The organism is Nocardioides sp. zg-DK7169 (assembly GCF_013155365.1).
In the GTDB taxonomy this organism is placed as follows: domain Bacteria; phylum Actinomycetota; class Actinomycetes; order Propionibacteriales; family Nocardioidaceae; genus Nocardioides.
Map to the genome: position 1 here is coordinate 495,443 of NZ_JABJRA010000002.1, position 11,395 is coordinate 506,837.

An 11,395-nucleotide genomic window follows, 5' to 3' on the forward strand; every position below is an offset into this window, starting at 1 on the left:
CCATGTTTGCCGTCTACGCCGATGAGTTCTCCAGCGACGACCCGGTCTCGGTCCTGAAGGTGGGGGAGCGCCCCGACCCGGAGGTCCCTGACGGATGGGCCCGTGTCACCGTCAAGGCCGCCTCGCTGAACCACCACGACCTGTGGTCGCTGCGCGGGGTCGGGCTGCGCCAGGAGGCACTGCCGATGATCCTGGGCTGCGACGCCGCGGGGTACGACGAGGACGGCAACGAGGTCGTCGTGCACGCCGTGGTCAACGACCCGGGCTGGACCGGCGACGACACCCTCGACCCGCGCCGCTCGATCCTGTCCGAGCGGCACCAGGGCACCTTCGCCGACACCGTGGTGGTGCCGCGCCGCAACATCGTGCGCAAGCCGGCCACCATGTCCTTCGAGGAGGCCGCGTGCCTGCCGACCGCGTGGCTCACCGCCTACCGGATGCTGTTCACCCAGGGCGGGCTCAAGGCCGGTGACACGGTGCTGGTCCAAGGTGCCGGCGGCGGCGTCGCCACCGCGCTGATCTCGCTGGCTCGCGCCGCCGGCCTGCGGGTGTTCGCCACCAGCCGTGGCGAGGAGAAGCGTGCGCGTGCGCTCGAGCTCGGCGCCCACGAGGTGTTCGAGTCCGGTGCGCGCCTGCCGGTGAAGGTGGACGCGGTGATGGAGACCGTCGGGCGGGCCACCTGGTCGCACTCGGTGCGCTCGCTGCGCCCCGGCGGCGCGATCGTCATCTCCGGCACCACCTCGGGCGCCCAGCTCGACGACGCGGAGCTGACCCGGATCTTCTTCCTCCAGCTGCGGGTGGTCGGCTCGACCATGGGCACCCGTGAGGAGCTTGCCGCGCTGGTCAACCTCTGCGACGCCACCGGCGTGCGTCCCCTGATCGACCGGACGCTGCCGATGACCGAGGCGCGCGAGGGGTTCGCCGCGATGGCGGCAGGCGAGCTGTTCGGCAAGGTCGTGCTCACCCGATGACCGCGCGCCACCTGGTGACCGGGGCCGGCTCCGGGATCGGCCGGCTCCTGGCCGAGCGGCTCGCGGAGCGCGGCGACGAGCTGGTGCTCGTGGCGCGCTCCGCCGAGCGGGCCGAGGACCTGCGCGCACTGGTGCCCCGCGCCGAGGTGCTGGTGGCGGACCTGGCCGACCCGGAGTCGGTCGAGGGGCTCGCCGCCGCGCTGCCGGAGCTGCTGGACTCGGTGGTCCACGCAGCGGGCGTGGTCGAGCTCGGCGAGGTCGGCGAGCTGACGGCCGGTGCCTGGCAGGAGACGCTCGCGGTCAACCTGGTCGCGCCGGCCGTCCTCACCCGGGTGGCGCTCCCGGCGCTGCGCAATGCCGCCGGCACGGTCGTCCTGGTCAACTCGGGCTCGGGACTGCGGGCCAACCCGCAGTGGGCGGCGTACTCGGCCTCGAAGCACGGGCTGCGTGCCCTCGCCGACGCACTGCGCGCCGAGGAGCAGGACCGCGGGGTCCGGGTCTCCTCGATCTACCCGGGGCGGGTGGCGACCGCGATGCAGGCGGAGGTGCATCGCCAGGAGGGCCGCGACTACGACCCGGGCGCTTGGATCGACCCCGCCACGGTCGTGGACGCGATCGTGCACGTGCTCGACCTGCCCCCGGACGCCACCCTCACCGACCTCACGCTGCGCCCCCGCTGAGGTCCGCCCCGCCACGAGCGCCGACTCGGCACGCCACAAGGGCCGACTCGGGTCAGGTGGGGCGCCAGTGGAGGGCGCCGACGAGGACCATGCGGAGCTGGGCGCGGGCGGTCTCGACGACCCGGCGCTCGTCCTGGGGCGTGGCGGCGAGGAGGACCGCCTCGGCGGTGGCGACCATGGCGGAGACGATCAGCGAGGAGAGGATGCGCAGGTCCTCCGCGGACCAGCCGGCGGTGCCGGGGAGCCGGGCGACGTCGGCCGCCAGCTCCTGCTCGCACAGCGCGATCTCGCGGCGCACCGCCTCGCGCACGGCGGGCGGTCCGGCCGCCCGCTCGCGCGCGATGAACCGGAAGTGCGCGCGCTGCTGGTGGACGTGGTCCACCAGGATCCGCACCGAGTCGTCCACGACCCCGACGTAGTCGCCGGCGCGGGCAGGCTCGGCATGGCGCACGTCGCGCAGCATCGCGCGCAGCGACACGAACGACTCGTCGACCAGCGCCAGTCCGAGCGTCTCGAGGGAGTCGAAGTGGCGGTAGAACGCCGTCGGCACCACGCCGACCTCTCTGGCGACCTGGCGCAGCGACAGCGCCACCAGGCTGCTGTCCTCGCTGAGCGCCAGGGCGGCGTCCAGGATGGCGCGCCGGGTGCGCTCCTTGCGCTCGACGCGGGTCTCGCTCACCCGGCGATGCTAGTCGGCGCCCGGTCTCGGCCGGAGGCGCACCCGCGCCCGCGACGTGGCCCGGGTCACACCGAGGAGGCCTTGACCGCAGTGCCCGACGTTTCGCAGGGTATTGGGAGAACACTTGTTCACTCACTCGGGGGGAGTCGGCATGAGCCTGACCCAGGACCTCGGCGGACGGATCCTCCGCTCCCGCGCCCTGGCGGCGCTGGCCTCGCCGCACGGCGTGGACCGCTACCTCGAACAGGTCAACCCGATGTGGGCGGCCCACGAGGTGCGCGCCCGCGTCGTCGCCGTACGGCGTGAGGTCGACGTCGCGGGGGAGCCTCCGGTCACGACCCTGACCCTGCAGCCCACGGCGACCTGGCGCGGGCACCGTGCTGGGCAGCACGTGCAGGTCGGCGTCGACCTGGGCGGCGCGCGGCGTACCACCCGGGTCTTCTCGATCTCCAGCGCGGAGTCCGGCCCGGGGGAGCGCTTCACCCTCACCCTGCGCGCCAACCCCGACGCGCCTGCCGGGCGCGGGGTGTCGCGCCACCTGGCGCAGGACGCGCGCCCCGGCACGCTGGTGCACCTGTCCCAGGCGGAGGGCGGCTTCGTCCTGCCGGACCGGGTGCCCGAGCACGTGCTGCTGGTCTCCGGCGGCTCCGGCATCACCCCGGTGATGTCGATGCTGCGCAGCCTCCAGCGCCGCACGCACCGCGGGCGGGTCACCTTCGTGCACTTCGCGCGCAGCCCCGGCCACGTCATCTTCGCCGACGAGCTCGCCGCCGCCCGCGCGTCGGGGCACGGCCTCGACGTCCACGTCCTGCACCGACGCCTCGGCGACCCGGCGCTCTCCCCGGTGCTGCTCGAGCGCCTGGTGCCCGGGTACCGCGACGTCCCCGCGTGGGCCTGCGGTCCCGCTCCGCTGCTGGACGCGGTGCAGGCGGCGTACGCCGAGGACCGCACGGGCGCGCCGAGCGCGCCGCTGCACCTGGAGCGCTTCCGGCCCCCGGTCACCGCCTCGCCCGCGGACGCCGCCGGCGAGGTCGCCTTCACCCGCTCCGGGGCCCGTGCGGCCAACACCGGGGCACCGCTGCTCGAGCAGGCCGAGGCGCTCGGCCTGGCCCCCGAGCACGGCTGCCGGATGGGCATCTGCTTCTCCTGCACCGCGCGCAAGACCGAGGGGACGGTGCGCCACGTGATCAGCGGCGCGACGTCCTCCCTGCCCGACGAGGACATCCAGATCTGTGTCTCCGCCCCGGTCGGCGACTGCGTCGTCGACCTGTGAAGGAAGGACCGCCATGACCACGACCCGTCCCGCCAGCCAGCGCCTCGACCCCGAGGACCTCGAGCGCTTCGGCGCCGAGCTCGACGCCATCCGCCAGCGCATCCTCGCCGACCTCGGCGAGGACGACGCCCGCTACATCCGCAACGTGGTGCGCGCCCAGCGCGGCCTCGAGGTCGCCGGACGGGCGCTGTTCTACCTCCCGCCCGCGTGGCCGCTCGCGGTCGGGGCGCTGAGCCTGGCCAAGATCCTGGACAACATGGAGATCGGCCACAACGTCATGCACGGCCAGTACGACTGGATGGGCGACCCGGCGCTGAGCTCGCGGCGCTACGAGTGGGACAACGTGTGCCCCTCCGAGCAGTGGAAGTACTCCCACAACTACATCCACCACACCTGGACCAACGTGCTCGGCAAGGACCGCGACATCGGCTACGGGGTGCTGCGGATGGACGAGGACCAGCCCTGGCACCCCTACTACCTGGGCAACCCGGCGTACGCCTTCTTGCTGATGGTGTTCTTCGAGTGGGGCGTCGCGATGCACGACCTGGAGGTCGAGAACATCGTCGCCGGGCGCCGCAAGGTCTCCGACAACGCCCACCTGCACGCCGCGATCATGCGCAAGGTGCGCCGCCAGGCGCTCAAGGACTACGTGCTGTTCCCGGCGCTGAGCGGTCCGCTGTTCCCGCTGACCCTCGCCGGCAACGTGAGCGCCAACCTGGTCCGCAACGTCTGGGCGTTCACGATCATCTTCTGCGGGCACTTCCCGGCCGGGGTGGCGACCTTCTCCCAGGAGGAGTGCGAGGACGAGAGCCGTGGCCAGTGGTACCTGCGCCAGCTGCTCGGCTCGGCCAACATCACCGGTGACCGGCTCTTCCACGTGCTCAGCGGCAACCTCAGCCACCAGATCGAGCACCACCTCTTCCCCGACCTCCCGGCCCGGCGCTACCCCGAGATCTCCGCGGAGGTCCGCGAGATCTGCGAGCGCTACGGGCTGGCCTACAACACCGGGCCGCTGCGCCGCCAGATCGGCAGCGTCGCGCGCAAGATCGTGCGCCTCGCGCTGCCGCCGCGACGCCGGGCCGACGAGCCGGACCCGGTGGCGGTGCCCGTCGCGGCCTGAGCCGCCGATCCGCTGATCGGTCTAGGTGAACGACATCCGGAAGTCGCTCATCCGGAACGACGCCAGCTTCCGCGCGCCCGCGAGCCAGCCCAGCGGCCCGTCGGGGGCGAAGTCCCACTGGGCGCGGCACGGGAGGGCCTTCGCGGACCCGGTGAGCTGCGCGGTGCGCTCCTCCCCGCCGGTGTCGGCGATCCCGGGCTGCCAGGCGCCGCCGCGGAACGGCGTACGCAGCGCGAGGCGTGAGGCGTCGCCGAAGCGGGCCTGCACGACCGGGCGCCCGTCGGCCTCGACGCTCCACTCGGTGTGGGAGAACGGCCCGCGCCGCGCAGAATCGACGGAGAACGCCGCGAGCTCCTTCGGGATCGCCCACAGCTCCCGGCCGCCGGCCACGGAGGCGGGGGAGTCCACCCAGATGTCGGAGATCGACACCCGCCGGCCGCGGCCAGCCCCGGAGACCGGGCGGGCGACGAGCAGCTCGGAGTAGGTCAGCGGGCTGCCCTCCTCATAGCGCACCAACGCCACGCCGTGCACCCCGGCCGGGCGCAGCTCGTCGACGGGCACGGGCACGCGGAACAGCGAGAGCCACAGCTGCCCGACCATGTCCCACGGGGGATCGGGGTAGGTCGTCATGCGCGCACCCTAGGCGCCGCGCGCCGCTCGGGGGAACGGCGCGCGGCGGTCGTCTCAGTCCTCGGGGTCGTCCAGGCGCGCCAGCCAGGTGGCGAAGCGCTCCACCGCGGTCTCGAACTCCGGGTGGGTGTCGGTGAACTCCTGGAGACGGTCGGCGAGCCAGGCCAGCGTGACCTCCTCGTCACCCCGGCGCTTCTCGAGCTCCTCGATGCCACGGTCAGTGAAGTACATCCCTCGATCCTCCTCGAACAAAGACGTCTGGCACATGCGTGTGGCCCACCGTGCGCGAGCACGGTGGGCCACACGAGAGACCGGAAGGTCAGGCGAAGGCCCGGCCCAGGAGGTCCTTCTGCTCGGCCTGGTGGCGCTTGACCGTGCCGACGGCCGGCGAGGAGGACTCCTCGCGGGTCACGGCGACGACCTTGGCGTCCAGCTCCGGCACCACGTTGAGCGCGTAGTGCGGCCACGGGCCCATGTTGAGCGGCTCGTCCTGGACCCAGCGCACCTCCTTGAGGTGCGGGTAGCGGGCGATCTCGGCCTGGATGTCGTCCAGCGGGCGCGGGTAGAGCTGCTCGACGCGACCGATGGCGAACCGCTCGCCGTCCTCACGCTTGGCGCGCTCCACCATCAGGTCCCACGTCACCCGGCCCGAGCACAGCAGCAGGGTGTCGACCTTGCTGGCGTCGGCGTCGGCGTCGGCGATGAACGGGCGGAAGGTGCCGTTGGTGAAGTCCTCGGGCTTCGAGGCGGCCTCCTTGCGCTTGAGCATCGACTTCGGGGTGAAGACGATCAGCGGGCGGTGCTCCTCGCCGAGGGAGTGCTGGCGCAGCAGGTGGAAGTGCGACGCCGGCGTGCTCGGCTGGGCGACGACGAAGGCCTCGTCGGCCGCCATCGTGAGGAACCGCTCGATGCGCGCGGAGGAGTGGTCCGCGCCCTGGCCCTCGTAGCCGTGGGGCAGCAGCAGGACGACGCCCGACTGCTGGTTCCACTTGCTCTCACCGGAGCTGATGAACTCGTCGATGACCGTCTGGGCGCCGTTGACGAAGTCGCCGAACTGCGCCTCCCACAGCACCAGGGCGTCGGGACGGGCCACGGAGTAGCCGTACTCGAAGCCGAGGGCGGCGTACTCGCTGAGCAGCGAGTCGTAGACGTGGAACTTCGCCTGGTCCTCGGTGAGCGCCGAGAGCGGGGTCCACTCGTCGGCGTTCTTGCGGTCGATGATCGTCGCGAAGCGCTGCACGAAGGTGCCGCGACGCGAGTCCTGGCCGGCCAGACGCACCGGGCGGCCGTCCATCAGCAGCGAGCCGAAGGCGAGGATCTCGCCGGTGCCCCAGTCGATGTTGCCGTCGGTGATCGCCGTGGCGCGACGCTGCAGCTGCGGCATCACCTTCGGGTGGACGGTGAAGCCCTCCGGCGGGGTGACGTAGGCGTCGGCGATCCGCTTGAGGTACTCCGCGGGGACCGCGGTGGCGGCCTTGCCGACCGACTTCTCAGGGTAGTCCGGGACGGTCGTCCACTCGGCCGGCGGCTCGGTGCTGGCCTGGCGGACCTCGGTGAAGACGCGCTCCAGCTGCTGCTGGTAGTCGCGCAGGACCTGCTCGGCCTCCTCGATCGTGATGTCGCCACGACCGATGAGGGACTCGGTGTAGAGCTTGCGCACCGAGCGCTTCTGCTCGATCAGGTCGTACATCAGCGGCTGGGTGTACGACGGGTCGTCGCCCTCGTTGTGACCGCGACGGCGGTAGCAGACCAGGTCGATGACGACGTCCTTGTTGAACGCCTGGCGGTACTCGAAGGCGAGCCGCGCGACGCGGATGCAGGCCTCCGGGTCGTCGCCGTTCACGTGGAAGATCGGTGCCTGGACCATGCGGGCCACGTCGGTGCTGTACAGCGTCGAGCGCGAGGAGCCCGGCGAGGTGGTGAAGCCGACCTGGTTGTTGATGACGACGTGGATGGTGCCGCCGGTGCGGTAGCCGCGCAGCTGGGAGAGGTTCAGCGTCTCCGCGACCACGCCCTGGCCGGCGAACGCCGCGTCGCCGTGCACGAGCAGCGGCAGGACGGGGTACTCCGCACCGCGGTCGAGCACGTCCTGCTTGGCGCGGGCGATGCCCTCCAGGACCGGGTCCACGGCCTCGAGGTGCGAGGGGTTGGCCGCCACGGAGACCTTCACGGTCTCGCCGGAGTCGGCCTCGAACTCGCCCTCGGCGCCGAGGTGGTACTTCACGTCGCCCGAGCCCTGGACGGTGCGCGGGTCGATGTTGCCCTCGAACTCCCGGAAGATCTGGGAGTACTTCTTGCCCACGATGTTGGCGAGCACGTTGAGGCGGCCACGGTGGGCCATGCCCATCGCGACCTCGTCGAGGGAGGCCTCGGCCGCGGCCTCGCAGATCTCGTCGATCAGCGGGATCGTGGTCTCGCCGCCCTCGAGGCTGAAGCGCTTCTGGCCGACGAACTTGGTCTGCAGGAAGGTCTCGAAGGCCTCGGCCTGGTTGAGCTTCAGCAGGATGCGGAGCTGCTCCTCGCGGGGCGGCTTCACGTGGGGGACCTCGATGCGCTCCTGGATCCACTGGCGCTGCTCGGGGTCCATGATGTGCATGTACTCGATGCCGGTGGTGCGGCAGTAGGAGTCGCGCAGGATGCCGAGGATGTCGCGCAGCTTCATGAAGCGCCGGCCCTCGGGGCCGAACGCGCCGGTCGCGAACTCGCGGTCGAGGTCCCACAGCGTGAGGCCGTGCGACTCGATCTCGAGGTCGGGGTGGCTGCGCTGGCGGTACTCCAGCGGGTCGGTGTCGGCCATCAGGTGGCCGCGCACGCGGTAGGCGTGGATCAGCTCCAGGATGCGGGCCTGCTTGGAGATCTCGTCGTCGTGCGACGCCGAGATGTCGTTGCTCCAGCGGATCGGCTCGTAGGGGATGCGCAGCGAGCGGAAGATCTCGTCGTAGAAGCCGTTCTGGCCGAGCAGCAGGCCGTGCAGGATCTTGAGGAACTCACCCGACTGCGCGCCCTGGATGACCCGGTGGTCGTACGTCGAGGTCAGGGTCATGACCTTGCTGATCGCGTTGCGCGCGATCGCCTCGGCGGAGGCGCCCTGCCACTCCGGCGGGTACTCCATCGCGCCGACGCCGATGATGGCGCCCTGGCCCTTCATCAGGCGCGGGACCGAGTGGCTGGTGCCGATGCCGCCGGGGTTGGTCAGCGAGATCGAGATGCCCTGGAAGTCGGCGACCGTGAGCTTGTTGTCGCGCGCCTTGCGTACGACGTCCTCGTAGGCGGTCCAGAAGCCGGCGAAGTCCATCGTCTCGGCGGCCTTGATGGCCGGCACGAGCAGCTGACGGCTGCCGTCGGGCTTGGGCACGTCGATGGCGAGGCCGAGGTTGACGTGCGGCGGCGTGATCAGGTTGGGCTTGCCGTCGACGACGTCGAAGCCGACGTTCATCTCGGGCATCTGCTTCACGGCCTGCACCAGCGCGTAGCCGATGAGGTGGGTGAAGGAGACCTTGCCACCACGAGCGCGCGCGAGGTGGTTGTTGATGACGGTCCGGTTGTCCCACAGCAGCTTGACCGGCACCGAGCGCACCGACGTCGCGGTCGGGACGCTCAGCGACTCGTCCATGTTCTTCACGACGCGCGAGGGCGCGCCGCGCAGGACCGTGTAGGTCGGCTCGGCGCTGACGGCGGCAGGCTCGGTCGGACGCGAGTCCTTCGGGACCGGCTGGCTGGTGCCCTTGGCGGGCTCGGCCGCCTTCGCGGCGGGCCGCGGCTTGGCGACCGGGGCCGGCTTGGACTCGCTCTTCGGCTCGCTCTTCGCCTCAGCCTTCGCCGGGGCCTTGGCGGGGGTCTCGGCCTTGGCCGGAGCGGCCGGGGCGGCCGGCGCCGAGGCGCCGTTCTTGCCGTTCGACTTGAAGTAGCTCACCCACGTCGCGTCGACGCTGCTCGGGTCCTTCTGGTATCGGTCGTACATCTCCTCGACGAGCCACTCGTTGGCGCCGAAGTCGTCCGCCGGGGGTTCATGGGAGCTGGTGGGAGTCTGGTTGCCTGAGGACTGCGGCACGACTTGCTTCGCCTCTTCCGAATGAGCGCGCGGTGGGTGGGTTTCCGGGAGTCAAGGCTAGACCCCCGGCCCTGGCAGCGCAGCGTTGAGGACCATCTTTCGGTCGGGGTGTTGCCAGGGGCACACTCTTGGAGCCTGACAGGCTCCTGGCTAACGATCACTGGATGCGACGAGGCGGTCCATCGCTCGGTAGAGTCCACGCGGTGATTCGACGACCACGAGCGACCAGGCGCCCCTCGCGGCCCCGCGCAGCACGACTCGCCGCCGCCTCCGTGAGCGCCGTGCTGGTGCTCGGCGCGAGCGCGTGCACCGGCGACGACGACGACGCGCCCTCGGGCGAGGAGGCCTCGCCCGAGGCGAGCGCCGCACCCCTGGCCACCCGGGTGTCGGTGGGCCAGGTCGCCGGCGAGCTGTCCCCGCAGCGGCGCGCGCAGGCGAAGCAGGCCGTCGCCGACGTCGTGGACGGCTGGATCGACGCGGCGTACGTCGGGGGCGAGTGGCCGCGCGAGGGCTTCGCGGCGTACACCGACGCGCTGCGCGACTTCACCCCGGACGCCCGGCGGCGCGCCGCCCGGGACCGGGGGCTGCTGACCAACGTCGCGATCGGCGACCGGGTGGAGTCGGTGCGCGCGAGCCGCCGGGTCCTCCAGATCGACGTGCTGGGCGCCGGTGGCAAGCCGGTGGGCGCGACGGCGCGGATCGGCCTGCGGTTCCGCACCGACGGCGAGGTGCGCCGCGTGGACGTGGTCAGCGGACGGCTGATGCTCACCCCGACGAAGAAGGGCTGGAAGGTGTTCGGGTACGACGTGTCGCGGTCGACGATCGCGCCGGGCAAGGCCGGCAAGGGCAAGGCCGGCAAGCAGGGCGAGCAGGGCCGGACGGGGGAGAGGCGATGAGGGCCGGCGTGCGCGCACACCTCTCCCGCGGCCTGCGCGTGCTCACGCTGGGTGCGGTGCTCGCGGTCTCGCTGGTGCTCGTGCCGGACTCGGCGGTGCACACCCGCGAGGTCGAGCTGGTCAAGGTCGAGCGGGCCGGCGCGGTCGACGTCGACCCCAAGGTGGTGTGGATCCTGGCCATCGGGTCCGACATGCGCCCGGGCGAGGACATGCTGCGCACCCGCGCCGACGCGATCCAGCTCGTCGGCATGAATACGCGCACCGGCGCGGCCACCTCGATCGGCATTCCGCGCGACTCCTGGGTCCCGATCCCCGGCTTCGGCTCCAACCGGGTCAACGCCGCGCTCACCTTCGGCGGCCCGCAGCTGATGGGGGAGACCGTCGCCGACCTGGTGGGGGTGCAGCCGGACTACGTGTTCGTGACCCGCTTCCCCTTCTTCGAGAACATGGTCGACGACATCGGCGGCATCACCGTCGACAACCCCTTCTACTTCTACGACGAGAACCTCAAGCCTCGCGGGTTCAAGGCGGGCCGGGTCAAGCTCAACGGCTACGACGCCATGGCGTTCGCCCGGATCCGCAAGACGCTGCCGAGCGGCGACTTCGGCCGCTCGGCCAACCAGCAGCGGGTGCTGCGCGGCATCCACAGCACGGTGCGCGCCCGCGCGGCCGAGCCGGGCTTCATCGAGCGCGGCGTGCACAGCGTGCTGCAGCACATGCACACCGACCTCGCGCCGGCCGAGCTGTTCCGCCTCGGGCAGGCCGTCGCGGCCGTCGACCCCGCCAAGGTGAGCACCTGCGTGGTCCAGGGCTCGATCGGCAACGTCGGCAGCGCCTCCGTCGTGCTTCCCGACGTGGCCACCGCCCGCCGCTACGGCAACGACGCCCGCCAGGACGCCACCATCGACCGCTGCTGACCCCTCGCCCCGCCCGGCCGACAGGTCGAATCGAGACTTCTGCCGGTCGAATCGAGGGCGGAGTCAGGCGGTCGAAGCAACGCTGAGTGATTGGCGGTGTGGTGATGCCGAAGTTCGTGCCGTACGACGATGTGAACGAGGTCTTCGACCTGGTCTGTTCAGGGATGTCGTTCCAGGC

At 71.8% G+C, this 11,395-nt stretch carries 10 protein-coding genes; 6 read left to right on the forward strand and 4 right to left on the reverse strand.

All coding sequences use genetic code 11. From position 1 onward, the window contains the following. Positions 1 to 2 precede the first annotated feature (2 nt). Complete coding sequence (locus tag HOQ23_RS05040; RefSeq protein WP_172212382.1) at positions 3 to 971, forward strand: zinc-binding dehydrogenase; 969 nt, start codon at positions 3 to 5, stop codon at positions 969 to 971. After that, positions 968 to 1,651, forward strand: coding sequence for an SDR family oxidoreductase (locus tag HOQ23_RS05045; protein ID WP_172212383.1), 684 nt, complete (start codon positions 968 to 970; stop codon positions 1,649 to 1,651). The genes HOQ23_RS05040 and HOQ23_RS05045 overlap by 4 nt, the downstream gene beginning before the upstream one ends. Before the next feature lie 52 nt (positions 1,652 to 1,703). Here the strand turns inward: HOQ23_RS05045 and HOQ23_RS05050 are convergent, their stop codons facing one another. Next, positions 1,704 to 2,330, reverse strand: coding sequence for a TetR family transcriptional regulator (locus tag HOQ23_RS05050; protein ID WP_172212384.1), 627 nt, complete (start codon positions 2,328 to 2,330; stop codon positions 1,704 to 1,706). Between the two features lie 151 nt (positions 2,331 to 2,481). Here HOQ23_RS05050 and HOQ23_RS05055 point away from each other — a divergent pair, with 151 nt between their 5' ends. Then, the gene (locus tag HOQ23_RS05055) at positions 2,482 to 3,603 is read left to right on the forward strand and encodes a flavin reductase family protein (RefSeq protein ID WP_172212385.1); all 1,122 of its coding nucleotides are present in this window, start codon (positions 2,482 to 2,484) and stop codon (positions 3,601 to 3,603) included. A 13-nt stretch (positions 3,604 to 3,616) separates the two neighbouring features. Continuing rightward, positions 3,617 to 4,723: an acyl-CoA desaturase gene (locus HOQ23_RS05060; RefSeq protein WP_172212386.1), complete on the forward strand. Its 1,107-nt coding sequence runs from the start codon at positions 3,617 to 3,619 to the stop codon at positions 4,721 to 4,723. Between the two features lie 21 nt (positions 4,724 to 4,744). On the opposite strand, the gene HOQ23_RS05065 is transcribed toward HOQ23_RS05060, so the two are convergent. The 3 genes from HOQ23_RS05065 to HOQ23_RS05075 form a co-directional block, all read right to left on the reverse strand. Further along, positions 4,745 to 5,353, reverse strand: coding sequence for an acetoacetate decarboxylase family protein (locus HOQ23_RS05065; protein WP_172212387.1), 609 nt, complete (start codon positions 5,351 to 5,353; stop codon positions 4,745 to 4,747). Between the two features lie 54 nt (positions 5,354 to 5,407). Beyond that, positions 5,408 to 5,584 (reverse strand): DUF6104 family protein, encoded by a 177-nt coding sequence (locus HOQ23_RS05070; protein WP_011755196.1) that lies wholly within the window; start codon positions 5,582 to 5,584, stop codon positions 5,408 to 5,410. 88 nt (positions 5,585 to 5,672) lie between these two features. Further along, positions 5,673 to 9,404: a multifunctional oxoglutarate decarboxylase/oxoglutarate dehydrogenase thiamine pyrophosphate-binding subunit/dihydrolipoyllysine-residue succinyltransferase subunit gene (locus HOQ23_RS05075; RefSeq protein ID WP_172212388.1), complete on the reverse strand. Its 3,732-nt coding sequence runs from the start codon at positions 9,402 to 9,404 to the stop codon at positions 5,673 to 5,675. Positions 9,405 to 9,676: 272 nt separating this feature from the next. On the opposite strand from HOQ23_RS05075, the gene HOQ23_RS05080 reads away from it, so the two are divergent. Both HOQ23_RS05080 and HOQ23_RS05085 read left to right on the forward strand, forming a co-directional pair. Then, on the forward strand, positions 9,677 to 10,300 hold the full coding sequence (locus HOQ23_RS05080) for a hypothetical protein (protein WP_172212389.1): 624 nt from the start codon (positions 9,677 to 9,679) through the stop codon (positions 10,298 to 10,300). A gap of 8 nt (positions 10,301 to 10,308) precedes the next feature. Continuing rightward, complete coding sequence (locus tag HOQ23_RS05085) at positions 10,309 to 11,217, forward strand: LCP family protein (protein WP_367650375.1); 909 nt, start codon at positions 10,309 to 10,311, stop codon at positions 11,215 to 11,217. Positions 11,218 to 11,395: the final 178 nt, after the last annotated feature.